At 44.8% G+C, this 26,910-nt stretch carries 24 protein-coding genes and 1 other RNA gene; 6 read left to right on the forward strand and 19 right to left on the reverse strand.

From position 1 onward, the window contains the following. The first annotated feature begins 286 nt into the window (after window positions 1–286). Entirely contained in the window at window positions 287–1,819 is a 1,533-nt protein-coding gene (locus BN6539_RS01005) for an MFS transporter (protein WP_067532614.1), read from the forward strand. A gap of 107 nt (window positions 1,820–1,926) precedes the next feature. Here BN6539_RS01005 and BN6539_RS01010 read toward each other — a convergent pair whose 3' ends face one another. The 5 genes from BN6539_RS01010 to BN6539_RS01030 all read right to left on the reverse strand — a co-directional run bounded on the left by BN6539_RS01010 (window position 1,927) and on the right by BN6539_RS01030 (window position 6,671). Further along, window positions 1,927–3,063: an ethanolamine utilization protein EutH gene (locus tag BN6539_RS01010; protein WP_067532617.1), complete on the reverse strand. Its 1,137-nt coding sequence runs from the start codon at window positions 3,061–3,063 to the stop codon at window positions 1,927–1,929. A gap of 195 nt (window positions 3,064–3,258) precedes the next feature. After that, window positions 3,259–3,840, reverse strand: a complete 582-nt coding sequence (locus BN6539_RS01015; protein ID WP_067532620.1) for a hypothetical protein — start codon at window positions 3,838–3,840, stop codon at window positions 3,259–3,261. Between the two features lie 19 nt (window positions 3,841–3,859). Then, window positions 3,860–4,819, reverse strand: a complete 960-nt coding sequence (locus tag BN6539_RS01020) for a hypothetical protein (RefSeq protein WP_067532623.1) — start codon at window positions 4,817–4,819, stop codon at window positions 3,860–3,862. 254 nt (window positions 4,820–5,073) lie between these two features. Beyond that, window positions 5,074–5,553, reverse strand: coding sequence for a CHAP domain-containing protein (locus tag BN6539_RS01025; RefSeq protein ID WP_330385045.1), 480 nt, complete (start codon window positions 5,551–5,553; stop codon window positions 5,074–5,076). A 179-nt stretch (window positions 5,554–5,732) separates the two neighbouring features. Next, complete coding sequence (locus tag BN6539_RS01030) at window positions 5,733–6,671, reverse strand: LysR family transcriptional regulator (RefSeq protein WP_067532629.1); 939 nt, start codon at window positions 6,669–6,671, stop codon at window positions 5,733–5,735. Between the two features lie 176 nt (window positions 6,672–6,847). On the opposite strand from BN6539_RS01030, the gene BN6539_RS01035 reads away from it, so the two are divergent. Together BN6539_RS01035 and BN6539_RS01040 are read left to right on the forward strand one after the other, a co-directional pair. Next, window positions 6,848–8,041 (forward strand): M20 metallopeptidase family protein, encoded by a 1,194-nt coding sequence (locus tag BN6539_RS01035; RefSeq protein WP_067532631.1) that lies wholly within the window; start codon window positions 6,848–6,850, stop codon window positions 8,039–8,041. Window positions 8,042–8,089: 48 nt separating this feature from the next. Beyond that, window positions 8,090–9,325 (forward strand): hypothetical protein, encoded by a 1,236-nt coding sequence (locus BN6539_RS01040; RefSeq protein WP_067532634.1) that lies wholly within the window; start codon window positions 8,090–8,092, stop codon window positions 9,323–9,325. 111 nt (window positions 9,326–9,436) lie between these two features. Here BN6539_RS01040 and BN6539_RS01045 read toward each other — a convergent pair whose 3' ends face one another. The 8 genes from BN6539_RS01045 to BN6539_RS22215 form a co-directional block, all read right to left on the reverse strand. Further along, a complete protein-coding gene (locus BN6539_RS01045) occupies window positions 9,437–9,997 on the reverse strand; it encodes a GrpB family protein (protein WP_067532637.1) in 561 nt (186 codons plus the stop codon). Between the two features lie 466 nt (window positions 9,998–10,463). Continuing rightward, window positions 10,464–10,835, reverse strand: a transfer-messenger RNA (tmRNA) gene (ssrA, locus tag BN6539_RS01050). 536 nt (window positions 10,836–11,371) lie between these two features. Further along, window positions 11,372–11,599: a hypothetical protein gene (locus BN6539_RS01055; RefSeq protein ID WP_067532640.1), complete on the reverse strand. Its 228-nt coding sequence runs from the start codon at window positions 11,597–11,599 to the stop codon at window positions 11,372–11,374. Between the two features lie 29 nt (window positions 11,600–11,628). Further along, window positions 11,629–12,093 carry an SsrA-binding protein SmpB gene (gene smpB, locus BN6539_RS01060; protein WP_067532643.1) on the reverse strand — a complete coding sequence of 155 codons (465 nt, stop codon included), beginning with the start codon at window positions 12,091–12,093 and terminating at the stop codon, window positions 11,629–11,631. Further along, the gene (gene lepB, locus BN6539_RS01065; RefSeq protein ID WP_067532646.1) at window positions 12,087–12,578 is read right to left on the reverse strand and encodes a signal peptidase I; all 492 of its coding nucleotides are present in this window, start codon (window positions 12,576–12,578) and stop codon (window positions 12,087–12,089) included. The genes smpB and lepB (BN6539_RS01065) overlap by 7 nt, the downstream gene beginning before the upstream one ends. Then, window positions 12,579–13,115, reverse strand: a complete 537-nt coding sequence (gene lepB / locus BN6539_RS01070) for a signal peptidase I (protein ID WP_067532650.1) — start codon at window positions 13,113–13,115, stop codon at window positions 12,579–12,581. Between the two features lie 20 nt (window positions 13,116–13,135). Next, complete coding sequence (gene lepB, locus BN6539_RS22210) at window positions 13,136–13,663, reverse strand: signal peptidase I (protein WP_067532653.1); 528 nt, start codon at window positions 13,661–13,663, stop codon at window positions 13,136–13,138. Between the two features lie 18 nt (window positions 13,664–13,681). After that, window positions 13,682–14,653: an RluA family pseudouridine synthase gene (locus BN6539_RS22215; protein ID WP_067532656.1), complete on the reverse strand. Its 972-nt coding sequence runs from the start codon at window positions 14,651–14,653 to the stop codon at window positions 13,682–13,684. Between the two features lie 153 nt (window positions 14,654–14,806). Between BN6539_RS22215 and BN6539_RS01085 the strand changes: the two genes are divergently transcribed. After that, complete coding sequence (locus BN6539_RS01085; RefSeq protein ID WP_067532659.1) at window positions 14,807–15,241, forward strand: hypothetical protein; 435 nt, start codon at window positions 14,807–14,809, stop codon at window positions 15,239–15,241. A 6-nt stretch (window positions 15,242–15,247) separates the two neighbouring features. Here BN6539_RS01085 and BN6539_RS01090 read toward each other — a convergent pair whose 3' ends face one another. Then, window positions 15,248–15,511 carry a hypothetical protein gene (locus BN6539_RS01090; RefSeq protein ID WP_067532663.1) on the reverse strand — a complete coding sequence of 88 codons (264 nt, stop codon included), beginning with the start codon at window positions 15,509–15,511 and terminating at the stop codon, window positions 15,248–15,250. Between the two features lie 90 nt (window positions 15,512–15,601). On the opposite strand from BN6539_RS01090, the gene BN6539_RS01095 reads away from it, so the two are divergent. After that, entirely contained in the window at window positions 15,602–15,823 is a 222-nt protein-coding gene (locus tag BN6539_RS01095) for a hypothetical protein (protein WP_067532666.1), read from the forward strand. A 144-nt stretch (window positions 15,824–15,967) separates the two neighbouring features. Next, window positions 15,968–16,897 (forward strand): class II fructose-1,6-bisphosphate aldolase, encoded by a 930-nt coding sequence (fba, locus tag BN6539_RS01100; protein ID WP_067532669.1) that lies wholly within the window; start codon window positions 15,968–15,970, stop codon window positions 16,895–16,897. Between the two features lie 165 nt (window positions 16,898–17,062). On the opposite strand, the gene BN6539_RS22820 is transcribed toward fba, so the two are convergent. The 5 genes from BN6539_RS22820 to uvrB form a co-directional block, all read right to left on the reverse strand. After that, window positions 17,063–17,986 (reverse strand): helix-turn-helix domain-containing protein, encoded by a 924-nt coding sequence (locus tag BN6539_RS22820; RefSeq protein ID WP_067532672.1) that lies wholly within the window; start codon window positions 17,984–17,986, stop codon window positions 17,063–17,065. A 152-nt stretch (window positions 17,987–18,138) separates the two neighbouring features. Continuing rightward, window positions 18,139–19,656 (reverse strand): Na+/H+ antiporter NhaC, encoded by a 1,518-nt coding sequence (gene nhaC / locus BN6539_RS01110; RefSeq protein ID WP_067532675.1) that lies wholly within the window; start codon window positions 19,654–19,656, stop codon window positions 18,139–18,141. Between the two features lie 708 nt (window positions 19,657–20,364). Continuing rightward, window positions 20,365–21,798: a nicotinate phosphoribosyltransferase gene (locus BN6539_RS01115; protein ID WP_067532678.1), complete on the reverse strand. Its 1,434-nt coding sequence runs from the start codon at window positions 21,796–21,798 to the stop codon at window positions 20,365–20,367. Window positions 21,799–21,850: 52 nt separating this feature from the next. After that, complete coding sequence (gene uvrA / locus BN6539_RS01120) at window positions 21,851–24,685, reverse strand: excinuclease ABC subunit UvrA (RefSeq protein ID WP_067532681.1); 2,835 nt, start codon at window positions 24,683–24,685, stop codon at window positions 21,851–21,853. A gap of 112 nt (window positions 24,686–24,797) precedes the next feature. After that, a complete protein-coding gene (gene uvrB, locus BN6539_RS01125; protein WP_067532684.1) occupies window positions 24,798–26,780 on the reverse strand; it encodes an excinuclease ABC subunit UvrB in 1,983 nt (660 codons plus the stop codon). Between the last annotated feature and the right edge of the window lie 130 nt (window positions 26,781–26,910).

Consider the following 26,910-nt stretch of genomic DNA (forward strand, 5'->3'; position numbering starts at 1 on the left):
CTATAGACTATCACACAGAAAGGATGTATGTCAAGAGGTAAAAATTAGAATACAGAAAATTTAGTTTTTAGCTTGACAAATCATCTCAAATATTATAAAGTCATGATAATTAAATATATGGTTCATAGGTGTATTATGTGCCCGTTGCGAAGCAGTGACGACAATTTTCGAATCTTTTCGATTTTTGTCGTTTTTTTGTTTTTTGCTGTCTTTCCTCATATATCGGTGCAGCCACGCCTTGAGCCGCTACAAAAAAATTCTAATACTAGGAAGGAGAATGATCTTTATGTCAAAATTTTTAGATCGTATTGTAATGGAGAGCAAAGAAAAGTACGATGCTGTCGACTTCTCGCCAACGGCGAAACTGCCGAAACTGGATTTCCATTTCAACTGTGCAGGCACCAGTATCGGAACAATGATTCCATTCAACGTCTTCGGGTACTACCTGCTCTACTTCTACACTGATATTTTAGGCATCAGCCCTTTGACTGCCGCAAATATCATCATCTTTGCCAGGGTGTTCGACACATTCACAGACCTGATGATGGGTCATTTCATCGACAAATCCCACTTCAAAGCCGGAAAATATCGCGGATGGGTACTGATTTCGATTTTACCGCAATTCATAATGTTCCTGGCCGTGTTCTTTGTCTGGCCCGGACAGGGTGACAGTACCTTACAGATTATCTGGTGCTGGATTACCTATGGGGCTTATGGTGCGCTCTGTGCCACCTTAGGTTACATTCCGCAAAACTGCCAGACTCAGAACATGACGCGTAATGAAGGAGAGCGCGCCAAAGCGGCTTCCTGGAAGGGTATCTATGAAAACATTTCTATTTTGATCGCTGCAACCTGTTTTCTGCCGGTTTCACGATTTTTCTGCGACATTACAGGAAACACGACGCTGGGATTTTTAGTGACCTGCCTGATCTTTGCAATCATATCCTTCTTCGCTCCTACCATTTCAGGGCTCCGTTTTACTCGTAAGTATGAGCTTACATATGAAGGCGAATACCGGCCGCAGCTTCTTGTCGAGGAGGCTCCGGAAAAAAAGGTCTCTATCTGGATTTCCCTGCGCGACTTTGTCAAATGCCGCCCTGCAATCCTTACGATTTCCGGCATTGCCATCATGTTCGCCCTTGCCAATGTACGCAGCTCCATGGCAGTATACCTCTTTGAATACTACTTTGAACTGCCAGAAATGACCTCTATCAGCCTGGGACTTAACATCTCCCTCGCCATTGTAGGCGCTTTCCTGGTGCCATACATCATCAAGTTATTCAAAGACACTGCCAGAGCCTTCATCATCATGGCTCTGATCAACGGCAGTGTCTACGGCCTTCTGTTCTTGTGGATCAGGTTCTCTCCAATGGAAGTCGTACAGGAGTCGATGCACTTTGGCCCTATGTTCTTCCTATACATCGGCTGCGGGTTATTCCAGGGCATTTACGCCACATTCCCGATGGCTATCGTGCCGCATACGGTAGACTACGCACGCCTGAGATATGACAGAAACATGTCCGGTTTCATTTACGGAATTTACGGCGTCATGCTCACTGCCGGCGGTGCAATCGGAAACTGGATTTCCGGTACGATGCTCTCTGCTTCCGGCTATGTCGCAGGAATTGTCCAAAGTGAAGCAACCCTGTCAACCATTCTCTTCTGCGGTATGGCAGTACCTGCTTTGTTCGCAGGTGTACATGCACTCTTCCAGTTGTTTGCCGGTGTGTCCGATAAGAAGCATCTGCAGTGGCTGGCAGAAATTGATGCGCGCGATGCCAGAGAATTAGAGGCCGCTAAGAAAGCGCTTAACGAATAAATCTTTTAAGCTTAAAATCGCTTGGAAAAGGGACAGTCGATACGACTGTCCCTTTTCCTGTGCTGCTGTCCAAGATGCCTTTGTCAACTGAAGGTATCTGTTTTTCATTACTCCCGGTTCCGCTTTACCCGATATTTCTTTGGCTCTACGCCTTTACAAACGGTAGACAAGTGCTTTTTTCGACAGACGATCATGGCAATCGGGAGTGCAAAGATCGCAGCAGTAATATTCGATATCATCATGGGAACAATCATTGTGCTGTCCACTCCCGCTACAAACCCCAGGAAATCACCCAGCATGCTGTTTGCTCCGACACAGAATGCCAGAGAAACCACGACTCCCGCAGGGGACATTTTGTTGCACGAATGCAAAAGCGGCATGACATTAGCGGTACACGATAACATGGAGATGACTGCCACTTCGTCAATTTTCATAATTGCTCCTATTTTTTTCAACGGCCCGGCGCAGAGTCTGCTGATGATGTCTACCATTGGAAATGCACCGCAAAGCACGATGGCAATACTTCCGACAATTTTGATTCCATCCAGCACGGAAGGAAGGTCTTCAATAACCGTAAGCGGGGTAAGTTCCTGAACGATGCCGATAGCAAATCCCAGGGTAGAAACACCCACAACGATGTATCCCAGTATATTGAACACCTTTATGCAAATATGCTGTACTTTCCAAAGTCCCAATGCGACAATGACAGAAAAAATCAGTACCGGAACCGTATTGCGGGCAACCATAGATAACGAATATCCTGCTGCAATGCCTCCCGCAAATAATCCGGCTGGAACCGATATGATGCCGATCATAATGCCCAATGCGTAAAAGCTGCGATACTCTTTTTTCACAAAGGTCATGCCAACAGGTATCATAAAGGTAATGATACTGCCTAACAACGTTCCCAATATACAGCCTGCAAACTGCGCGCCTTCCTCCGTATCTGCTATGGCATATGCCAATGGATAACCGCCCATATCACATGCGAGTATGGACGTTGCCGCCATGGCAGGATCTGCGCGGAGAAAGTGAAACAGCGGTGTTACGATAGGTGTCAGAGTTCTGCCAATCAAAGGCGAAAGCACAATCATCCCCACCATGGGAATGCATAAAGGACCGATGGCCGCAATTCCCTGTTCCAACTTCTCTCCAAGCCCCAGGGGCGAGCCCACGATTCGGTCGACTGCAGCGATAGCCATGAATAAGACCATGATGTAAATAATAATTTGGTTAAGAGCCATTTTTTCTCCTCCTTCTTTTAGGCAACAAAAAAGACAACACAAAATGAGATTTCTCAAATTATGTTGTCACTTCGTCGTGATAAACACTGCAGTTCATCTGCAATGAAATTATATTCAATGTATCACATCTGCCAGGCAGATGTCAATAAAGAATCATGATTCGGCGTTAACCGCTTTTTATCCACAATCAATATTTTAGGGCGTTATATTAAAAGACCATTGATTCCCATCAGCGTCTACATAGGAAAATTCATCCGTCTCACTTGTCAAGATGGATTGTACTTCTAATTCCCTATCAATGCCTGGTGCAAATGCAACGCAAAGGGTGGGATAGAGAAAATGGTCTTCCGTATCATAACATTCTCTAAAAAAATCAGTAAACAGCAGCACGCATTCGAAAACGCCGCCTAGAGGAATGCTGGCAGGCAGGCGGACAATATCCGGTAACGCTGTAATCAAATTACCGTTGTAATATTTCCAAGGCATTTGTTCATACGCCTGCCTGAAAGGAGTCAGATTGTCTAAAGTGTTCTTCTTTGCACCTGGACGCTTCAAATACGCATCTTGAAGCAAAATATGGCGAGTACCCGTGTTTAAAATCTGAAGGTGAATATAACTTTTTACCACATCTTCTTGTATATAAATAAGATTGTTTAGTTCGTCGTATGTCCGTACCTGAATGTGAGGTCGTTCTGCCAAATAACGCGCCACTTCAACTGCCAGGGAAATTAATCCAGTGACACAGCCGATGACAGCAATCCAAAATGTATATCCCATCTGTTCCTCCTCGAATGATTTAAATATCATATGTTTGCAATCTTTCTCTAGCCAGTCTCAGTTGATTTTCGTCTATTGAGATCATCTTAATTACAGGTCGCTCATTGTACTTGTAGTAAACAACCATATTAGACAGAAATTGTTCCTTGCAGTGGATGGCTTCTTTTTTTATTTGTAGTTCATCGGTAGCGTGACTTAACCATCGTTTCATTATACTGTCAGGAAGTTGAAAGAAATAACTCTGGCTGCCCGATCTTAGCTGCCAAGGAAGTTCCGGTTCACTCCAATGCAGAGAATAGTCATCTCCAAACTGGATTTGCTCGCTGGTCATACAATACAAAAATAGCATTTGACCAGAATTAGTAACCGCCACAGCCATATGTTTTCCCACTTCAACTGCCAAGTTTATAATTTGTGTTTCAATCGCCATGTCTTCATTATGCTCACTATTAAATCTATAAGATAGATCGTCAACATACCCAGGTCTAATCAGTCTAAGAAATTCCCTCCAAAACGGCATCCGATTAAACTCCAGTAAAGGAATTCGATAAGTTGCCGCAAGACTTTGGGCAGGTATCGTGTATCCGTTTAAAGCGGCTATCGCAACCTGATAAGAATATCTCTCATAATTATGTACTAGCTCATGGCGATTCTGTCTTCGCCGGGCAGTCAATTCATCTATATCTACTAGATCAAAATGGTTGATATCCTCTCTTAAACCTATGACACTTCGCACAGTATTTAAACCAACCCGCCGACTGTAATCTTTGCATTCAATTAATAACCTTGTCTGCGAATAGAATGGAGTTTGAACTGGAGGCTCTAAAAGTACATCTGCATTATGTGCCGCACCTAAGCCTTGAATCATTTTGCCAGGAGCACCGTTAAAAATATACAAGTTATCAGGTGCAACCACTGAGAATCCAACGTTTATAAGAACATGCTCTACAAATATTTCAAAAGCTTTACCAAGTTTCATCTATAGTCACCTCCTATACCAGCTTCAAGTCTCCTATTAATGTCTAAATTATATCAAACAACCTCCTTGCTTTCAACTTCTGTATAATCTCACATCCTTGAGGCCATGTTTAAATGAATGGAAATAAGAAAAACTATATGGTGATTGGCCTGCCGCGTCGCTGCAATCCAAAAGTCTTTGGGCACATTAAACCATATATTTAGTGTAAATACAAAGTGAAAACCTACAAAGAAGTGCGCTTGCTTCCTTGATAGTTAACGAATCACCCCATATCCGTAAATCACATTATCCCCAACAGCGTAACTCCTCTCGCGGCAATTATCCCCACTGTTTCCTTCTATCGTGTAGATCGTGCCGTTCTTACATTGATTTACAATGCCAACATGATCGACTTTATTATTTCTGTCCCAGTCAAAAAAAATAATCATCCCTGGCTCGGGGGTTATATTTTGTTGGCGCCAATTTTTGCTGGAGATAAACCAATTAACGCCGTCTTGACAATTGGAGAACTTCGGTGCTTTACCCGCTTCTATATATCCGCACTGGTCAGCACACCAACTGACAAAACAAGCACACCAATCTACTGGCTCATCAAAGCCGTACCAACTCCAGTAAACTTTACCCTTCTCCCCGATCTGCGACTCTGCGACTTCGGCAATCGTGCCGTCTTTCGGGACGTCTGCCCCATCGCCGCAATCCAGGATGAGCAGGAACAACAGGCTAAAGACTGCCACACTGCAAGCAAATAGGACAGGCAACATCATTTTCCTCTTATGTCGTCTACAAGGAGGTCTTCTTCTCCTAAGTATTTTATGCAGTCTGTAGATAGCCATCATTTGCATTTGTCCCTTTCTGATGAGAACATTTCTCTGCTCTACTTGTCTCTTATCAGAATATGCCCCTGCAGACTTGTCTAATATAGAATTTTATTATTTTCAATTTTCAAATTCCTTGTCTCCTTCAAATCCTGGATTCCGCTTATTACATATTCAACGAATGCTTTATAGATCCCCTCCGGTTCCTTTGTCCGTGGATATGCAAGGTAAGTATGATATGCAACGGGTTTCTCTAGGGGAAGCGCAGTGATTTCATCACAGATTATCCCTGCAGCAGTAGATTCTGTTGCAAAGGTAATTCCATCATCATTTGAGATCATTTCAACAATCAGGTCTCTGTCAAATGAGTTTTCCAGCACGACATGAAAGTCAGCGTTTCTGTCCTTATATATCTTTTGAAAGTCAGTCCATAAATTTGTAGTCCTTTCTCCTACCAGTACAGGCAAAGCGGTTAAGTCTTCTGCTGTAATCGCCTTGTGGGAGGCGATAGGGTTATTCCGATTGATAATCACCAGCAGTTCTTCTTCGATTAGCGGGATGTACTCCAGTTGCTTTAAGCGATCCTCCGGTCTCAGCTTCACAAGAGCAAAATCCAAATCCCCGCTTTTTAAGCCCTCGTAGGCTGCATAATTATCAGTTATTCTTATCGACCCCAAAACATTGGTATTTGTCTTGTAGAAATTTTTAAGAATCGATGAAACCCCCACTGTCCATGAAAAGGGAAAGGCCCCTACGTTTATAATCGCCTTTTCAGCTTCCGTACTCTCGTTAAACTCTTTCATGAGAATATCGATTGCATCGACAACTCCTTTTGCACATTTACAAAAACGCTCGCCGTCTTTCGTTAGAGTGACGTTGTGGTGCGTTCTGACAAAAAGAGTGGTTTTCAGTTCTGCCTCCAGAGAACTGATTTGCTGGGATATATTGGACTGCGTTATGTATAGAGACTGTGCTGCCTTCGTGAAGTTTTTACACTTTGCTACCTCGAGCACGTAATATATTTGTCTTATTTCCATGATCTTTCCTTTCCCGTTCAAAATGCCAGCTTAAGCACTCATGATTACTTTCACTAATTCTTACAATTATAACCTTTAATTTCCATTATATCAACTCGAATGCTATAATCCAACTATCTAAATAGAGTGATAACTCAAATTTATCAGTAAATTTTAAAAGAGGAGGTAAAGAAATATTGGATACCATTTTAGCAAAGGCTGAGGCAGTCTTTGAGGACATCGTCGAGATCAGGCGAGAAATCCATCGCCACCCTGAGCTGGGAAAAGAAGAAATCAAAACATCCTCTCTAATTAAGGAACAGCTAGCAAAATATGGTGTTGACGAAATACTTGCTCCAGACGGAACCTCTGTGATCGGTGTAGTGAAAGGGCGAAAAGGTAGTGGCAGATGTATCGGCATCAGATGCGATATGGATGCACTTCCTGTTCTGGAAGCAACCGGCCTTCCGTTTTCCAGTGAAAATAGCGGGGTCATGCACGCATGCGGCCACGATCTGCACACTGCGATGATGCTTGGCAATGCAAAAATTCTCGCTGATATGCGAGAGGAATTTGCTGGCACGGTTAAGTTGATTTTCGAAGCAAGTGAGGAAAAACAACCTGGCGGTGCCCGGGCAATCATCGACTCCGGCACGGTAGACGACGTCGACGTGTTTCTCGCAATGCACGTCCTCCCAACCGAAGATGGATTGGGCAAAGTCGGGCTGAAAAAAGGTTCTGTAACGACATCAGCCGATGAAGTATATATTACCGTCCATGGCAAAAGCGGGCACGGTTCACAGCCGCAAGAGGCGAAGGATGCCATACTCGCCGCATCACAGATCAATATTCTTTTACAGCAGATTCAAGCGAGAAATATCAATCCACTGGATACCTGCATTTTTTCCATCAACTCTTTTCATGGCGGCGTAGCGACGAATATCATCGCCGGCCAATGTAAAATGGCAGGTGCCATGCGCGCCTATACAGAAGAAGCTCGTACGATTGCTACGGAGAAGATTTATGACATCTGTGCCGGCGTTGAAAAAGTGTCTGGATGTGCAATCGACGCAGAAGTAATAAAAGGCTATGATGCCTGTATCAATGATGACAAAATCGTTGATGCACTGGCGTCTGCATTTGAGGGCACACTCGGCCCTGAAAGTTATTATTTCATGAAAGAGCCTTTGGGCTTCAGTGAAGATTACAGTTTTTTCGGAAGTATGACAGGAAAGCCATCTGTGCTGATGTTCCTCAATGCAGGCCATGCTTTGGGAATGGAAGTTTCTACATTGCACAGTCCCGACTGCACCTTTGATGAAGCCGCAATGCAGCACGGCATGGCCGCGATGACCCACAGCGTCCTTGCACTTCTGAGAAAAATGATGTAATTCGTTATTGCTATTTATATATTGAAAAAATCTAAGAAAGGAATTATTATGATACTTTATAACGCATTTTTAGCTGTAATCATCGTCGGTATCGCCTATGTGATCGGTGAATGGGTATCAACCTTGACCCGTGCATGGGTACCATCCGTATTAGTAACCGCAATTATTTTCCTCATCGGTTTTTGGACAGTGATACCAAAGACAGTCGCTGCTGACTCAGGACTCGCTCCTTTCGCCAGTACCATCGGCGTTTTGATGTTCATCACGCACATTGGAACTGTAATCAGTTTGAAGCAGCTCATTGAACAATGGAAAACCGTTGTGGTATGTCTGGTCGGTCTGGTCGGCATGGTCGCCCTATGCTGGTTCATCTGTCCTCTCATTATGGATAAAGCCCTGGTAATATCCGGACTGCCGCCGCTTACAGGCGGTATTGTCGCAGCACTTACAATGCAAGGCGCTGCTGAAGCCGCTGGCCTAAAGGAAGCCGCCGTATTTGCCATCGCAATGTACAGCGTACAAGGACTCGCCGGATATCCTATTACCGCTCTGTGTCTGCATTCTGAAGGGAAAAAGCTCTTAAAAGAATGGCGTTCTGGTACCTTAAACCTTTCGCAGTCTGAAATTGATGAAATGAAAACCATCGGTCTTTCAACAATCGCAGATGACAGCGGATTGAAGAAATTAGTTCCTCCAGTCCCAGAGCAGTTCAATACCCCTGTCTTCATCATCGTAAAAATTGCTGGCAGTGTCTGGATTTCTTCAATACTCGGACAGCTGCTCCCTCAAATCCCGACCATCGTTTGGTGCCTGATCGTTTCCGTCATTCTGACGCGGATTGGCATCCTCGATACAAGCTCTCTTTCAAGAGCAAACACTTATACGGTTTTCATGTTTGCTGCGATGCTCAGCGTGTTCTCAGGCCTTGCAGATTGCACGCCAGCTATGCTGAAAACATTGATCGTCCCAATGCTCATCATGATCATCATCGGCGTTGCCGGTATGGGTTTAGCTGCTTTTGTCATCGCAAAAATATTCCGCATGGATTTCCAATTGGCCTTTGCCAATGGACTGACCGCGCTGTACGGCTTCCCTTGTGACGCGATCATCACCGAAAGCACCTGTAATTCACTTACGACCGATGCTGACGAACGGGGATACCTGATGAGCAAAATGTTCCCATCTATGGTAGTGGGCGGATTCGTTACCGTAACAATTACATCCGTCATCTTCGCTGGTTACTTTGCTAAATTGTTAGGCGGAGCAGGAGGCGTTATATTTTAGAATTATGGGCAGTATAGGGCTGATGACTTGCTGACCGCTAAGAGAATAAGGTACAAAACCCGCCCAAAGGCGGGTTTTGAAGTCTTTGCAAACATAGAGAAACTGGGTTTGCTAATATCTATTTTTATATATTAGTTTGGCATCATCCGTATTTTTCTTGATAAAATCGGATTTAGCATTGGTGTAACCGTCTCTGTCATGCTCATACTCTCTCCAAAGCTTTCGTTTCATTTTCTCATATTGACTGGCTACATCAGGAAATTCATTGAGATAATCTCTGAAATACAACTCATCATTGTCTCCAATATATCTCAAATGTAAGTGAAATACTCTTTCAGCGAATCCACATTCAGTATATCCTTTATTAAAAGAAATCCTTTCGGTACTCTCCGTCATACAAATGTAGCCATTATTCACTAATATATCTTTGAAATCAGATAAATTACATTCTCTTTGCACTTCGACAAGAATATCAATAATGGGCTTTGCCCAAATAGTATTTATGGCTGTACTCCCTATATGGTTCAACTTCGCCGTTTGAGGTAATAGTGACTTTAATAAAGTTTTTTCCTCAGCGTACCAATCTTTCCAGTAATCTTGATGTTCCGTCAAAAAGATAGGAAACAGCTGCCACAATTCTTCCAAACTCATTTCTGATAGTTTTTTGCTCACAGCACACCTCCTGTAACGTAAAATTCAATTGCAATGAAAGTAATTGTTCATTGCAATTCAAGATACCATTTTTTACATTTAATGTCAACACCGTTATTTCTGTTTCATAGGTGAAGTAAAATGCCCTGCCCATCTGCTGTCAATGATGGAGAGGGCTAAGTCCGCATCCTGCTTCTCAGTCTGCCGTCCAACGCCTCCCCTTCCAGTTGACTGGGCCATGCACCGCATAGGAACAGAAAAAGCCCTACCCTTCCTGGGCAGGACTTTTTTGTTCTTGGTGGAGATGGCTCAGCCCACATCCTGCTTCGCAGTCTGCCGCCCGACGCCTCCCCTTTCGGTCGCCTGGGCCATGTCCTGCTCGCCGCTCCACTGGAGTGGCTCGCTTCACGGACATGCTCGTCGAGTTCGACTCTCTCATTCCATTTATAGAAATAAAAATAGGCCTTTTGGCCTATTTTTATTTCTATGGTGGAGATGGCGAGAGTCGAACTCGCGTCCGAAAGCATTTCCACAAGACTTTCTCCGAGCGCAGCTAATGATTTGTTATTTCGCTTCTCCGATCGCCCATCAGCAGGCTATCAGATCAGCTATCTCGTTGTTCCCTTACGCTACCGAGAACTCACGCAAAGTTTTCCTGTATAATCGATGCCAGATTTCCGGCCTACAGGTGAACCGGAGCTGACACGCACAGCTAATGCTGCTTACGCAGCGATTGCCATTGGTGCGAAGTTTGTTTTTTCTTTAGCGTTTATATTTAAACGGCCACTTTTAACGTAGACTTGGCGACTACGGCTCGCTTACCTTGCTTCTACACCCCCGTCGAAACCTTTACACCCCCATATCATGCTTGTTAATTTGTGAAATTACTGCGTTGCTGCTCAGTCATCCGATGCTCATCGGCGGAGCCAACAACCTCTATATATTATATTATTCACTTTTTGAGATTTGTCAACCACATTTCTTAATATAAATATTTCCACCTAATACCCCGGTGGGGTATTAGGGCGTTACGAATCTGTAAAAATGCCATAATATCCTCTTTTTTGGTTATTTAAGGCAGATTTGTCTTGCAATCCAGGTACAATCAACTCATTTTTACGATTTCAATGACATAATATCCTATTATTTTACAGAAATTAACAAAAATGTAAGCCATGACAATGTCTAATATTTTCATTACATAACAGAGCGCTCTATTTTTCGTCTAATTTTTCCCAAATTATACTGTATTTTTTCATCAACTGCCATCTAACTCTATAAAATCTGCCATAATATCCTCTTTTTTAGCCTTTTTAGGCAGATTTTCTTGTGATCCAAGCGCAAGGCGCAATTCAAACTTAAGGCGCGATCCAGATGCTATCAATCCATTTTGTGCTATAGCCTTGGATTCCTGGCAATTTCTTCCTTGATCTCTCGGCGCCGCTTGACTGCTGGGATGATGTTGATTACCATGGCGATCACAATGATGATTCCAACAATAGATATCTTCTTTTCCTGCTGCCAACTGACGAAAATCAAGATCACGCCCATAACCAAAGCACAGATGGAAATGGTCATAGTAATCGTCGTCTGTCTGAGCACTTTTTTCAAATCTTCCTTCATCGTATATCCCTCCATCACGCTGATGCAAGTTACCATCTCTGTTTCATGGCCTGGTCTATCTTTCTGGCCGCATCTTTCTTAGCCATATCGTCACGTTTATCGTAGTTCTTTTTACCGCGGGCTACAGCCAGCTGCATCTTAGCGCGACCATCCTCATTGATGTACATATTGAGAGGAATCAAAGTCAGACCTTTGATGGTCGTATAGCCGATCAGCTTTCTGATTTCCTGCTTATGTAGCAACAGCTTCCGCGGCCGCAAAGGGTCCACATTGAAGCGATTTCCCTGTTCATAAGGACTGATATTCATGCCATAGACGATCATCTCGCCATTTTCAATCTTGGCATAACTCTCTTTGATGCTGACCTTGCCTGCGCGAACTGATTTGATTTCTGTTCCTGTGAGCACGATGCCCGCCTCGTAAGTCTCCTCTATAAAATAATCATGGCGCGCCTTTTTGTTGTTGGCGACCATTTTCTTTTCTCTCTTTACCATTTATAAATCACCTTACCTAATATATCATCTGTGCTGACCAGCCCCACAGCTTCACTTCTGCTGTCAGTGCTGGCAGCGCGATTATCGCCCAGAACAAAGACATGCCCCTCGTCCACATTGACTTGATCCATCTCTCCACTGGTTCCTTCTGTAAAAGTATACTTTTCTGTTATAGGCTTATTGTTTACATATACTTTTCCGCCAGTAATCAACACCGTATCTCCCGGGACGGCGATGACCCTTTTCATCATCACTTTCCCTTCTCCCGTGATTGCATAGACCTCATTGGGAAGCAATATTACATCGCCCCGCTTCGGCTCGCTATTCCGGTAGGAAATCTTATTTACTAAAACGGTTTCGCCTTCAGAGTATGATGGCAGCATCGAATTATCTGTCACACCAGTGACCTGAAACGAAACGGATATGGCTACTCCCGCACCTACACCTAAGCATGCTGCGACTAAAAAAGCAATGAATTTTTTCATCTATAGTAATCTCCCGATTTTTCCAAATTTACTAAACGGGTATACTCTGAAAAAAGCCTTTCCTTCGATTGTATCTTCCTTGACAAATCCAACCTCTAAGAAGCGGCTGTCTGTGCTGTGTAATCTATTGTCGCCGAGGCAGAATACACTACCTTCGGGTACTACTACCGGAGCTACTTCTCCATTGGTAATACCGTCCTTCGTGTAATCATCATCTGTTTCTTTCCCGTTTATGTAAACCTTGCCGCCTTCTACCGCGACCATATCACCAGGGAGCGCGATGACCCTTTTGATCAGTTTCTTGTACTTTCCATCCTGGTCCTTTTGATGAGAAACGAATACGACCACATCGCCTCTTTGGGGCGTTTTTCCATTGGTATATGCCTGTTTGCTGACCAAAAGATAGTCTCCGCCCTCAAAGTTTGGCTCCATGGATATCCCCTCGACCATGGTCGGCATGATAAATTGAATGACAATCACTGCTGCTACAATGCCATTTGTAATCGCCTTTAGCCATTCCTTTCTATTCTCTTTCATCTCTATGACACCCCAATATCTTATTCAGCGTATGGATTTTTGATGAATCCGATCTTGTTAAAAGGATACAGCCTCAAGAAGACTTTGCCCACGACTTCGTCCATATCGATGCACCCCACCTCAGGAGAACGGCTGTCAATGCTGACTCTGCGATTATCACCCATACAGAACACCTTCCCATCAGGAACGACCAATCCATCTACATCGCCAGTTGTATAACCTTCTTTCGTATAGTCCTCAACCAGCTCTTCCCCATTTATGTAGACCTTGCCGTCAGAGATATCGATCTTATCGCCTGGAAGTCCAATGACTCTCTTGATCAAAAGCTTTTCATCGCCATTTTCACGAAGCAGCGCCGAATGAACGACTACAACGTCACCGCGCTTCGGTTCGCCAAAGGTGTACGACTGCTTACTGACAAAGAGATAATCGTTTTCATAGAAGTTCGGCTTCATGGAACTCTGCTTGACGATGGTTGGCTTTATAAACTGCACTACAATCAATGCGATAACAATTGCAATAATGATATCCTTAATCCACTCTTTCATGATCCTTTTGTCCCCCTATTAATACTGTTCAAAAATTTGCTTTTTTATTCTCATAAAGTCTTCCGGAAGCTCTGCCGTAATCATCAGCCCATTCAAATAGGCCAGCTCACCGCTGCAGCCACTGAAAGTCAGCTTATACGCGTGAAGAAGCTGGGTGTTCAGGTTAAATCGTTCTCGCACGATATGATTCACCCTTCGGTCGCCATACTTAACATCGCCTATGACAGGATGGCCTGCCTGCGCCAGATGCGCTCTGATCTGATGTGTTCTTCCCGTTATGATTTCTACTTCCACCAAAGTATATTTTGCACTGCAAAGCAGTGGGCGTACGACGGTTTCCATGTCCCGTCCTTCACGGTCCATAGGCAGTACGGTCACTTTATTGAGGCACCTATCCTTTACCATCTTGTCTTTTAGATGCAGTTCCTTCTTTAATTGACCGCTGACAATGGTCATATAATATTTATTGATTTTATCTTTATCTCGAATCATCTGATTCAAATTTTGTAAAGCCCCATTGGTCTTGCCAAAGAGAACCAGACCCGTGGTATTGCGGTCCAGACGATTGACCGGCGCCGGTGTAAAAGTCTTCTCCAGGCGAGGATTATAATCTCCTTTTTCGATCAAATAGTCTACGACCTGGTTTGCGAGATGATTCTTTTTCTCTGTGCTGTCACCGTGGGTCAGCAGACCAAAAGGTTTCTCGACAGCGATAATGTTTTCATCTTCGTAAGCCACCTTAAATTGACGTTTTGCTCTGGATGTTCTCTGCTTGCGCTGAAACTTCCGGACGTCTTCCTCCTGCATATATAAAGTCACTTCGTCACCTAAGGCCAGCATGGTGTCTTCCTTGCACCGCTTTCCATTGACCTTGACATCTTTGCGAATCGCTTTGTATATATAGCTAAGAGGTGCATTTTCCAAATATTTCCGCAGGAACTTGTCCAATCGCTGATTCTGTTCATTCTTCCCAATTTCTACTCTAATCATAGCTTCTATTATACATCATCAGCGGACGCAAAGCAAAATTTATTTGCGAGGCAGGCAAAAGTATGTTAAATTATTATATATAATGTGCATGCGGAAATGTGTCCCGCGGACAATATTTTTCATGTTATTATCAAAAGGAAAAGGGGAGAAAAAATGAAAAGTCTAAAAGATTTTATATACGACAAAAATGACATTATCATCGCCTTGGTAATTTTAATTCTAGCAGCGCTGTTAATCGTCTGGCGGATGGACGCCATCATGGAATATCCGCAGACCCTGGCACAGCAAACAGGCACGACAGATACCACCGATGAAACGGCAGTCCCGAGCGAGGATGACAGCAAAGGCGGAGATTCTGGCCTTTGGTCCAAAGGGGTCTTATCAAAGGAAATTAAAGTAAAGGTAGCCGGCGGTTCTGCAACTGCAGCAGTACAGAGCCTGGTCGATGCCGGTCTGTTCTCTTCTTATGAAGAATTTACGAAGGTCTGCAAAGCTGCAGGATACACCCCGGAGGATATCAAAGCTACTACGTTTACCTTTGAGGCAGGGTGCACCCAGACAGACATTGCAAAAAAAGTTACCAAATAGAAATTTTTATCTTAGCAGCGCGATTATTTTTTCCAGTCGCGCTCTTTGTTCTGCATTCATCATCGGCATCAGACTTTTTACTGCTGCCATCTGTTTCTCATAAGGTATATTGCTCTGATTGAGCTTTTCTTTCAGTTTCATGATCTCGGATACTAGTTCGGCATCACTTTTCTTTTCGAAAGATTTGGCCTTCGCCATGGTTGATTTCTTATCTGCAGAAATACCCAGCTGGCTGGCCAGGTCCATGATTGTCTTGTCATCTAAACTCATTACATCACTCCTTTTCACGATTATTATATGCACGAAATTGTCCAGTATTTCATAATATATATATAGAAATTATGGAGGTGACATATAGTTATGAATCCAATCCCGATTATCCTTGTTTTATTCGTATTAAAAAACAAGAGCAATATTCAGCCGCCGGTGATTAACACCTTGGAATTAGAATCCTTCCTTGACAACGCCCGGACTGTTCTGAACACCATAGACAAAATAAACGGATTTACCCAGGGAGGCGGACTTTCAAATCTGCCCGATATGAAAAAAATGATGGAAATCGTTGATAATTTACCTCTTTAGTGTATAATGTTGTATAGATTATTTTTTAATTTTAATACGACTGAATCCTGCCAATCGTGCTTCGCACTCTTGGGGATTTAAAGCATAAGGTCTGTCCAATGATTTCCTTCAGAAATCGGGAACAGAACCATTAGGAGGTATATTATGGCTCTAGTTACAACTAAAGAAATGTTTGCGAAAGCAATCAACAGCGATTATGCAATTGGTGCATTTAACGTGAATAACATGGAGATTATCCAGGGTATCGTTGAAGCCGCTCAGATAGAGAATGCACCTTTGATTCTGCAGGTTTCTGCGGGTGCAAGAAAGTATGCAAAACCGATATATTTACTTAAGCTGGTAGAAGCAGCAATCGAGGACACAGGCGTAGATGTTGCGCTGCACCTGGACCACGGCGAAGATTTTGACATCTGCAAGAAATGCGTCGATGACGGATTCACCTCTGTCATGGTCGATGGCTCTAAACATCCTTTTGAGGAGAACATCGCACTGACAAAGCAGGTCGTCGATTACGCTCACGCCCGCGGAGTCGTCGTAGAAGCCGAATTAGGCAAACTGGCTGGCGTAGAAGACAATATCAAAGTAGATGCCAGATCCGCCACCTTCACAGATCCAGACGAAGCGGCGGAATTTGTGGAAAGAACCGGTGTCGACTCCCTAGCTATCGCCATCGGCACAAGCCACGGAGCATACAAGTTTAAAGGCGAACCGTATCTTGACTTCGAAAGATTGAAGAAAATACATGCTTTGATACCTGATACACCGCTAGTGCTTCACGGTGCGTCCTCAGTACTTAGAGAATTTGTAGACAGATGCAACGAATTCGGAGGTGAAATCCCAGGCGCACAAGGCGTTCCAGAGGATATGATCCACGAAGCTGTCAACTATGGAATTTGCAAGGTAAACGTAGACACAGACTTAAGGCTTGCAATGACTGCAGAGATCAGACGAGTTCTTACAGAACATCCAGAAGAATTTGATCCAAGAAAATATCTTGGACCTGGCAGAGATGCGATTACCAGAATGGTACAGCATAAAATCAGAGATATGCTGAATGCATCCGGTACTAAATAGATAAACATAACAGGGTAAGGGGTTGACCGATTCAGTCAGCCCTTTTTGCAAAGAATCTTTTCATATTTCTATATTAGCACTGATTAAAATCCGCTCCCTATCATTCTGCTCCATCAAAAAATCCGATTAGACTCAGATAAGCATCTGGCCAATCGGATTTTCTTGTTATTGTTCTCTTTCTTTCTCTTCTCTGACGATGCAGACTGCTTCTACTCGATTCTTAACATTCATCTTTCGGAATGTATTATAGATATGAGCCTTAACAGTGCTTTCAGAAATGAATAGTTCCTCGGCAATCTGTGTATTCGTTTTGCCTTCGTATATTTCCTTTAGTATTTCAACCTCTCGTTTTGTCAAATCGTATTTCTGTTTTACTAAATCCAACGCCTCATTGATGTCCATTGCAACCGGCGCATCTACCAGATAGGACTTGGAAAAATCCCGCTTATACAATAAAATGATATTCGCAGCATTGATTACCAGCCAGTAGAAGATTGTCAAGTCCATTATGTCTTCATTGGACTCTTTTACGATGCCCGATTCACTGATAAAATAGGTCACGTAGTTCACTGTCATGAATAAGGTAATCACACTCTTATAAGCAATCAATTTATGTGAGTCGCCGTTCTTTAAGCCGCTGACAATACAGGCAATACTGCCGGCAATCAACAAGCATAATAGCGGTATGTCGATAATCAGCCTAGTCCACTTGATATCGACAAAGAAGATGACAGAAACCATCCAGATGCAAAAATAAAATAGAATGTATTTCTTCGCTATACGGACAACCCAGTTACAGTCTTCGCTTTGGCAGATATTTGTCTCTACGCGCAGCCAGAACAGCACCAAAACCGCAATCAGGCAATCACCGATACTGAGAATCATGTTGCCGCTGGAGTGATTGATGATCTTGTCGCTGTAATAGATAAAGAAATCATACAAGTTCATGATTACGAGCATTAAAATAAACGGCTTCATTACGCTGTATTCTTTCCCTTTATCGCCTTTACCAGCCAGCCACTGAATCGTCAGCGCAGACACGCCAATGAGGATTGTAAAAATATAGCAAAATACAATTACATGCTTCATCCACCTATTAGTCCTTTCAATAATTTATTCCCTATTCATTTTACTACGAATCAAATCGAAAGGCCAGGTAAATTTACCTGGCCTTTCGACTTTTATTTTACTCAATATATTAAGGAGAACTTTCGTAAGCCCCTTATTATCTTTTTGCCGCTCTATGCTTCCAAAGCTTTGAGCGCCTCCTCTTTCTCTCTTTCTCTTTCTTCTAATATCTTCTGATATTCCTCTTCCGTCATCTCCGACATCGTAATGCCAGTGAAACCATAGAGGATGGAAATCAGTGGGTTTATCCAGTTAAGAACAGCGAAAGGAATGTAACCGCTTCCGACCTGCAGGAAAGACCTCATAGTCGCTCCACAAGTGTTCCATGGGAAGAAGTTGGATGTAATCGTTCCCGAGTCCTCGAGACATCTGGACAGGTTCTTCGGCTGCAGTCTTCTGTCTTCGAAAGCCTCCTTAAACATTCTGCCTGGCAGGATAATCGCCAGATACTGGTCACAGCAAAGGGCATTGACAATCAGACACATCAGTTCCGTCATCAGGACCAAACCGCCTCTCGTGCCTCTCGCCAGCTTCAGCATTGCCGCAGCAATGGTGGCCATGATACCGGTAGAGTCTACGATACCGCCGAATACCATTGCACACAGAATCAGTGAGATGGTCCACATCATGCCCTGCATGCCTTCATTGGAGAGCAGGCCAGCCAGCTCATTGAGCACGCTGGAAGCACCTTCTGGAACGTCCGTCGTAACGCCGTAGTTCAAATAAGCGCCTGCACCTGTGACGCCTTCTGCCCCACTGTTAAAAATGCTGTCTGCACCGTTGCCTATAATGCTTCTGCCCTGCATCGGGAAGAACGGCAGACCGAGAACAACGCCGCCGACCAAGGCCGGTAGTGCCGGAAGTTTCAGTGCTACAGCTGCGATAACGAATAGCGGCGGAATCAGGCAGACCAGACTTACATTATAGCTGTCGCTGATAAATCCGAGAATTTCATCGATGGTACTCATGTCCGGACCTGCGGTACTGCCAGTGTGCATGAATCCCATGACCAAATAAACTACCATGGCGATGACCCATGCCGGACCGGTAGTGAACACCATGTGTTTGATGTGGTCAAATAAGGTGGCACCTGCTACTGCTGGCGCCAGGTTGGTCGTGTCAGACAGTGGCGACATCTTGTCCCCGAAATAAGCTCCGGATACAACAGCACCAGCGGTCATGACCGGCGGGAAACCTAAAGCTGTTCCTACACCAATCAAGGCAACGCCCATGGATCCAGCAGTTGACCAGGATGATCCTGTTGCCAGAGATACGATGGAACATAGCAAACAGGCAGTGGCCAGGAAAATGCTTGGAGAAATAACTTTGATACCGAAATACATCATAGACGGTACTACGCCCCCTGCCATCCAGGAACCCAACATCAAGCCTACTACTGCCAGAATCAGAATTGCCTGCATGGTTCTGTTGATAGCAGCCAGAATGCCTGCTTCCATGTAGTTCCATTTCCATCCATTGAGCATTGCGATGATGGCAGCAAAAGCGCCTGCAAGAACTAGCGCAACGTGCGCTTCCCCGGCATCTGTATCAATCATAACGTTCCAGAAGATCAAGACGATCATCACGACCATTACGAGGATACACTGCCACATAGGAATCTTTCTACCCATAATAAGTCCTCCTACTTAAAATAAATAGTGATAAAAAAATAAAATCCTGTAACGCGGAAATCCAAATCCGAATTACAGGCTTATTATATATTTGACAGATAATTCTGGCAATAACACAAAAGTTTTAAATGTGCTTTTTTGCTAAGCAAATATCTACAACTTTTTATTTAATGCCTCCTATTTACAATGGATTCAACTATTAGGACTCTTTTATTCACCTCGCTTTTTTGTAATATAGAAAGCCTCCATTCTGTTTTTCACTAGAATTTTTTATAAATCATGTTAAGGTGTGCTTTTACGGTTCGCTCCAAATTAAGAATTCCTATGCATTCTGGTATTAGTCTATCTTCCTCTTAGAAATATTCTAATCGTTCAACGCTATGTATCAACACTCCCACGCTAAAGGCCGGACAAATGTCCGGCCTTTAACTGGATTTATTTTATTTTATTCAATTTATATCAAGGAGAACTTCGACTGCGGTTAAAGCTTTCAAAGCTTCCTCTCTATCTAACCTGTTTTCCCTCTTTATCATAAGGGATATTATAAAAATGATATTTTTATTATAACCTGCGTCCCCAAAACTGCAATTGAACTCAGGGCTAATTTTTGCCTGAATTGTCTAAACATTAATGCTTAGACTTTTGAAACTCCAAGAAAAGCAGCCTGCGCATTTTCTGCGTCAGGCTGCTTTTAACTTCTATATTGAATTATCTGATCGTATGCTCTTCAATCAACTTGTTCTTTACGTCCCATAAGTTCTGTGATAAATCCACGTAATAAGTCTGTGGGTTTTCAAATCGCAGCGTCTCGTCCCAGAGAGTTTCCATCTGTTCTCTGCAGTATTCTTTGACTTCTTCGATGTCAGGACACTCATAGACACAGGTTCCTTTGTCAAAAAGCTGTATCCGTAAGTTCTTCGCGTAGAAGTTGCACAGCCGCTTCTTCTTCCAAATGGCGTTGGGGTCGAAGATTTCGTAGCCATCCACCTCTGGAATTTCCTCCCCATCCAAAGTCATCACGTCTGCCAGGGCTTTGTGATTATCTCTGTCAAAGAGTCTGTAAAGGGTCTTGAACCCAGGATTGGTAATCTTCTCAACATTCTCGGAGATTTTGATCTTCGGTATGATGACACCGTCCTGTTCCAGAGCCGACAATTTGTACACGCCGCCGAAAACCGGTTCGGATTTAGCAGTAATCAGTCTCTCACCGACACCGAAGGAATCGATCTGCGCCCCCTCTAAAATAATATCTCGAATAATATATTCGTCAAGAGAGTTGGATACTGTAATAGAACATTCTGTAAGACCCGCTTCATCCAGCATCTTTCTCGCCTTCTTCGTCAGATAGGCCACGTCGCCGCTGTCAATGCGGATTCCCATCTTCTTCGGCTTCAGTTCTTTAAAAACCTTGATTGCTGCCGGTACGCCAGAACGCAGTACATTATAAGTGTCCACCAGCAGTACGCAATTGTCAGGATAAATCTCTGCATATTTTTTAAAGGCCTCGTATTCGCTGGGAAACATCTGCACCCAGCTGTGGGCCATGGTTCCAAGGGCTGTGATGCCGTAATCACGATCTGCAATCGCACAGGCTGTTCCCGCACATCCTCCGATGTAGGCCGCTCTTGCGCCAAAGACCGCTGCCGCCGTCCCATGTGCCCTTCTGGTGCCGAACTCCATGACAGGTCTGCCCTTGGCAGCTCTGACGATACGGTTGGCTTTTGTGGCAATCAGGCTTTGATGGTTGATAATCAGCAGAAGCATGGTCTCGACAAACTGCGCCTGGATCACCGGCCCTCTTACGGTCAAAATCGGTTCGTGTGGAAAAATGGGTGTTCCCTCTGGTACTGCCCAAACATCACAAGTGAACTTAAAGTTTCTCAGATAGTCGAGAAAGCTTTCACAGAAAATATCTTTTCCCCTGAGGAATTCTATATCTTCTGCTGTGAAGTGAAGACTCTTCAGATACTCTACTGCCTGCTCTACACCTGCCATAATGGCATAGCCTCCGCCATCGGGAACTTTTCTGAAGAACATGTCAAAATAGGCGATGTCTTCAACATTACCTGACTGAAAGTATCCGTTAGCCATCGTGATCTCATAAAAATCCGTCAGCATAGTCAGGTTTTCATTGTTAATCATTGGATTATCTCCTTTGTTGTGTTGTTAATGATGTACAATTAATCATTATACACTATTTCAACATTTTCTTCAAGAACTGCCCTGTATAGGAGTCTTTGCACTTTGCAATGTCCTCTGGCGTTCCTGTAGCAACGATGGTGCCGCCCCTGTTGCCGCCTTCCGGTCCCAAGTCAATGACATGGTCAGCTCGTTTGATGACGTCCAGGTTGTGTTCAATGACGACAACGGTATTCCCCGCATCAGCCAATTTGTCCAAAACCATCAGCAGTTTATCCACATCGGCAAAATGAAGTCCCGTAGTCGGCTCATCCAGTATATACAGCGTTTTCCCCGTTCCTCTCTTTGAGAGCTCCGTAGCCAGCTTGATTCTCTGCGCCTCGCCGCCCGATAACTGTGTTGACGGCTGGCCAAGCTTGATATAGTCGAGACCCACTTCGTTGAGGGTATCCAGCTGGCGTTTGATGGATGGCAGGTTCTCAAAGAACCCTAAGGCTTCGGCCACACTCATATCCAAGACGTCAAAGATGTTCTTGCCCTTATATTTTACTTCCAGCGTCTCTCTGTTATACCGCTTTCCTTTGCAGACTTCGCAAGGCACATAGACATCCGGTAGGAAGTGCATTTCAATTTTGATGATGCCGTCTCCGCTGCAGGCCTCACATCTGCCGCCCTTCACGTTGAAGCTGAATCTTCCCTTTTCGAATCCTCTGATCTTGGACTCCGGCAGGGATGCGAACAGATCTCTGATATGGGTGAACATTCCAGTATAGGTGGCTGGATTGGATCTCGGCGTTCTGCCGATCGGGGACTGGTCGATATCTATAATCTTGTCCACGTTTTCTAAGCCGATGATCTCATCGTATTTCCCAGCTTCCCCTTTGGTCTTGTTGATGACCTTTGCCGCGCCTTTGTAGAGAATCTCGTTGATCAAACTGCTCTTCCCCGATCCGGATACGCCTGTAACACAGACGAATTTCCCTAGCGGGATATCGACATCAATGCCTTTCAGATTGTTCTCGGCAGCGCCTTTGATGGTGATGAAATTCCCATTACCCTCCCGTCTGTGTTTTGGCACCTCTATTTTCTTCGTGCCGGAGAGATATTGACCCGTCAAGGATTGCGGGCAGGCTTTGATTTCCTCTACATTGCCTTGAGCTACCAGTTCGCCGCCGTAGATACCGGCGCCGGGCCCGATATCGATGATATGATCTGCGGCATACATGGTGTCCTCGTCGTGCTCGACTACCAACAGCGTATTGCCCAGATCGGTCAGATGGCGCAGGGTCTCCAAAAGCTTCTCGTTATCCTTCTGATGCAAGCCGATGCTTGGTTCGTCCAGGATATAGAGCACGCCCATCAGGCTGGAACCGATCTGCGTCGCCAGTCTGATTCTTTGAGATTCTCCGCCCGACAAGGTACCAGATGCACGTGACAAAGTCAGATACTCCAGACCTACGTTGATCAAAAACTGCAGTCTGGCTTTGATTTCTTTGATGATCTGATGACCGATCATTTCTTCTTTTTCGCTTAGCTGCACCTGGTCGATGAAGTTATAGGCGTCTCTGATGGACATATCAGAAACTTCCGCGATGTTCTTTCCGTCTATGGTCACAGCCAGTACCTCCGGCTTCAAACGCTTGCCGCCGCAGTCCGGGCAGTCTCTGACTACCATGTACTTCTGCATCTTCTCTTTCATAAAGTCAGAACTGGTCTCCCGGTATCTCCGCTCTACATTGTTGATCATTCCTTCAAAAGGATGGTCTCTGTGAGATACCGCGCCGGTGCTTCTGCTGGTGTACGTGTATTTCAGATGGCGGTTTCCCGTGCCATAAAGCAGCTCCTGCTGAAATTTCTTCGGCAACTCTTCGTAGGGAACGCTCAGGTCAACACCGTGCTCCTTTGCCAGTGCATCGATCATCTGTCTGTAAAAGCCCGAAAACTCCATAGAAGCAAAAATCGTCCCTAAAGCGCCGTCGATGACGCTCTTATCTGTCTTGATAATCAGTTCCGGATCGATTTTTTGCGTAAAGCCAAGGCCATTACAGGTTGGACAGGCGCCAAAAGGACTGTTAAAAGAAAACATTCTCGGTTCCAGTTCTTCGATGCTGACGCCGTGTTCCGGACAGGCCAACTTCGTAGAGAAGGTCTTCTCCATATTAAAGTCGTTGTCGATAAACTGGACCACGACCAGTCCGTCCCCTTGGTGCATTGCCAGTTCAGCCGCCTCAGAAATACGGCTCTCCTGCCCCGGCTTAATGATAATTCTATCTATTACGATTTCGATGGTATGCTTGAACTTCTTGTCCAGCTTGATTTCCTCTTCATTAATGAGACGAATTTCGCCGTCGATTCGCACTCTGGTAAACCCTTCTTTGCGGATTCTCTCCAGAATCTTCTCGTGTTCCCCTTTTCTCTGCCTGACCACCGGCGCTAAAATCATGATCTTTGTGCCTTCTGGGAATTCCATGATGGAGTCCACCATCTGATCGACAGTCTGGCTGGTAATCGGTTTCCCGCAGATCGGGCAGTGGGGATGTCCGATCCTCGCATAGAGCAGCCTCAGATAATCGTGGATTTCCGTCACCGTGCCGACGGTAGATCGAGGGTTTTTGCTGGTGGTCTTCTGGTCGATGGAGATAGCTGGCGAAAGACCTTCGATCAGCTCCACATCCGGCTTGTCCATCTGGCCCAGGAACTGCCTCGCATAAGAGGACAGACTCTCCACATATCGTCTCTGCCCTTCGGCATAAATCGTATCAAAAGCCAGCGAAGATTTTCCCGATCCTGACAGGCCGGTCAAAACGACCAGCTGATCTCTCGGTATCTTCACATCGACGTGTTTTAAATTGTTTTCGTTGGCGCCCTTTACGTAAATCTCGTTTGCCATTCAAGTCCTCCTTAATGGAGTTGCCCCAATTCTTGAAAAGAATTGCTGGGAACTCCTTATGCTTTTGTTCCCCGCAAGCATTAGCGCGCGGATTGGAACATGTCGTATATGGTCATAATCTTACTTTGTATTCCATAAGCTGATCTCGCAACTGGGCAGCACGTTCAAATTGCAGTGCTGCTGCAGCCTGCTTCATCTCTGCTTCTAATTCTTTTATAAAATCTTTCAGTTCTTTGGTTGTCATCTCCAGAGGTTTCTTGCCTTTGAATCTGCCTTCTTCTTCCGTCGGTTTCGTCGCCTCTATAACGGCTCTCACCGATTTTTTAATCGTTTGCGGCGTAATGCCGTGTTCCTCGTTATATCGGTTCTGTATGGCGCGTCTTCTCTCCGTCTCATCGATGGCCGCTTTCATCGCCTTGCTGATATGGTCACCATACATGATGACCTTGCCGTCTACATTACGGGCAGCACGACCGATGGTCTGAATCAGGGATGTCTCGGTTCTGAGGAAGCCCTCTTTGTCGGCATCTAAAATCGCCACCAGAGAAACCTCTGGTATATCGAGGCCCTCTCTCAGCAGATTGATGCCCACCAATACATCGAATTCCCCCAGACGCAGATCTCTGATAATCTCCAATCGCTCAAGTGTATCGACTTCTGAATGCAGATACCTGACTCTGACTCCCGCATTAGTCAGATAAGTAGTCAGGCTCTCCGCCATCTTTTTCGTCAAAGTGGTGACAAAGGCGCGCTCGCCTCTCTCCGCCGTCTGCTTGAGTTCACCGATCAAATCGTCGATCTGCCCCTCTGTCTTGCGCACTTCGATCGGAGGGTCCAGGAGGCCGGTCGGTCTGATGATCTGCTCGGCAGTAATGCCGTCAGCCATTTCCTTTTCGTATGCTGCCGGTGTCGCACTGACATAGATCGCCTGGCTCACCAGCTTCTCAAATTCTTCAAATTTGAGAGGTCTGTTATCCAGTGCCGACGGAAGGCGGAATCCGAACTCTACCAGAGAGGATTTGCGCGAACGGTCGCCCGCATACATGGCTCTCAGTTGTGGCAGCATGACGTGGGATTCGTCGATCAGCAGCAAAAAATCATCCGGCAGATAGTCTATCAAGGTAAACGGACGCGCACCAGCCTCAAACCCATTCATATGTCTCGAATAATTCTCAATACCTTTGCAGGTTCCGATTTCCCGCAGCATCTCCATGTCGTACCTGGTCCGCTGCTCGATTCTCTGTGCCTCCAGTAATTTTCCTCTGTCCTTAAACCACTGCACCCTTTCTGTCAGTTCTGCCTCGATGGTCCCCAGCGCACGTTCCATGTTCTCCTTGGAGGTTACGTAGTGGGAGGCCGGGTAAATCGCAACGTGATTACGCAGACCCAGAATTTCTCCCGTCAGGGGATTCATCTCCTTGATGCTCTCCACTTCATCGCCGAAAAGTTCGATGCGCACCGCCTTATCGGACCCAGCAGGAAAGACGTCTATAATATCTCCTCTTACTCGAAAGGTGCCTCTCTCAAAGGCCAGGTCATTACGGGTGTACTGGATGTCCACCAGCTTGCGCAGGAACTCATTGCGGGGCCATACCATGCCCGGTCTCACCGAAATCAGCTGATTCTCATAATCGAAAGGGCTTCCCAGTCCGTAGATGCAGGACACCGAAGCCACGATGATGACATCGCTGCGTTCAACCAAAGCACCCGTTGCAGAGTGCCTCAGCTTCTCTATCTCGTCATTGATCTGTGAGTCCTTCTCTATATAAGTATCCGTGGAAGGCACATAGGCTTCCGGCTGATAATAATCGTAATAGGAGACGAAATACTCTACTGCATTGTTTGGGAAAAACTCTTTGAATTCTCCATGGAGCTGAGCCGCCAAAGTCTTATTATGGGAAATGACCAGGGTCGGCTTCTGTACCTTCTGTATGATGTTGGCCATGGTAAAGGTCTTGCCGGATCCGGTAACGCCCATCAAAGTCTGATGCTTCTTACCTGCCAGCACACCGTCTACAAGCTTGTCTATGGCCTGTGGCTGGTCGCCCATGGGTTTGTAATCTGAGGCTAGCTCAAACCTTCTATCTTCTCTCATCGATGTTTCACCTCCATTGATATTCAAATGATGCAATCTCATCCTATCTTCTATTATGCTATTCGGCTTTCATTCTAGCACAAAAAAATTAAAAAGTACAGAGAAAAAAGGAACATTTGTTCTGCACTTT

It is taken from the genome of Emergencia timonensis, assembly GCF_900086585.1.
Taxonomy (GTDB): Bacteria; Bacillota; Clostridia; order Peptostreptococcales; family Anaerovoracaceae; genus Senimuribacter; species Senimuribacter timonensis.

Excerpts from the sequence above, each read along its gene's own strand:
- BN6539_RS01005 (WP_067532614.1), top strand. The coding sequence starts at position 287 with ATGTCAAAATTTTTAGATCGTATTGTAATGGAGAGCAAAGAAAAGTAC.
- BN6539_RS01010 (WP_067532617.1), bottom strand. The coding sequence starts at position 3,063 with ATGGCTCTTAACCAAATTATTATTTACATCATGGTCTTATTCATGGCT.
- BN6539_RS01015 (WP_067532620.1), bottom strand. The coding sequence starts at position 3,840 with ATGGGATATACATTTTGGATTGCTGTCATCGGCTGTGTCACTGGATTA.
- BN6539_RS01020 (WP_067532623.1), bottom strand. The coding sequence starts at position 4,819 with ATGAAACTTGGTAAAGCTTTTGAAATATTTGTAGAGCATGTTCTTATA.
- BN6539_RS01030 (WP_067532629.1), bottom strand. The coding sequence starts at position 6,671 with ATGGAAATAAGACAAATATATTACGTGCTCGAGGTAGCAAAGTGTAAA.
- BN6539_RS01040 (WP_067532634.1), top strand. The coding sequence starts at position 8,090 with ATGATACTTTATAACGCATTTTTAGCTGTAATCATCGTCGGTATCGCC.
- BN6539_RS01055 (WP_067532640.1), bottom strand. The coding sequence starts at position 11,599 with ATGAAGGAAGATTTGAAAAAAGTGCTCAGACAGACGACGATTACTATG.
- smpB (WP_067532643.1), bottom strand. The coding sequence starts at position 12,093 with ATGGTAAAGAGAGAAAAGAAAATGGTCGCCAACAACAAAAAGGCGCGC.
- lepB (WP_067532646.1), bottom strand. The coding sequence starts at position 12,578 with ATGAAAAAATTCATTGCTTTTTTAGTCGCAGCATGCTTAGGTGTAGGT.
- lepB (WP_067532650.1), bottom strand. The coding sequence starts at position 13,115 with ATGAAAGAGAATAGAAAGGAATGGCTAAAGGCGATTACAAATGGCATT.
- lepB (WP_067532653.1), bottom strand. The coding sequence starts at position 13,663 with ATGAAAGAGTGGATTAAGGATATCATTATTGCAATTGTTATCGCATTG.
- BN6539_RS22215 (WP_067532656.1), bottom strand. The coding sequence starts at position 14,653 with ATGATTAGAGTAGAAATTGGGAAGAATGAACAGAATCAGCGATTGGAC.
- BN6539_RS01085 (WP_067532659.1), top strand. The coding sequence starts at position 14,807 with ATGAAAAGTCTAAAAGATTTTATATACGACAAAAATGACATTATCATC.
- BN6539_RS01090 (WP_067532663.1), bottom strand. The coding sequence starts at position 15,511 with ATGAGTTTAGATGACAAGACAATCATGGACCTGGCCAGCCAGCTGGGT.
- BN6539_RS01095 (WP_067532666.1), top strand. The coding sequence starts at position 15,602 with ATGAATCCAATCCCGATTATCCTTGTTTTATTCGTATTAAAAAACAAG.
- fba (WP_067532669.1), top strand. The coding sequence starts at position 15,968 with ATGGCTCTAGTTACAACTAAAGAAATGTTTGCGAAAGCAATCAACAGC.
- BN6539_RS22820 (WP_067532672.1), bottom strand. The coding sequence starts at position 17,986 with ATGAAGCATGTAATTGTATTTTGCTATATTTTTACAATCCTCATTGGC.
- nhaC (WP_067532675.1), bottom strand. The coding sequence starts at position 19,656 with ATGGGTAGAAAGATTCCTATGTGGCAGTGTATCCTCGTAATGGTCGTG.
- BN6539_RS01115 (WP_067532678.1), bottom strand. The coding sequence starts at position 21,798 with ATGATTAACAATGAAAACCTGACTATGCTGACGGATTTTTATGAGATC.
- uvrA (WP_067532681.1), bottom strand. The coding sequence starts at position 24,685 with ATGGCAAACGAGATTTACGTAAAGGGCGCCAACGAAAACAATTTAAAA.
- uvrB (WP_067532684.1), bottom strand. The coding sequence starts at position 26,780 with ATGAGAGAAGATAGAAGGTTTGAGCTAGCCTCAGATTACAAACCCATG.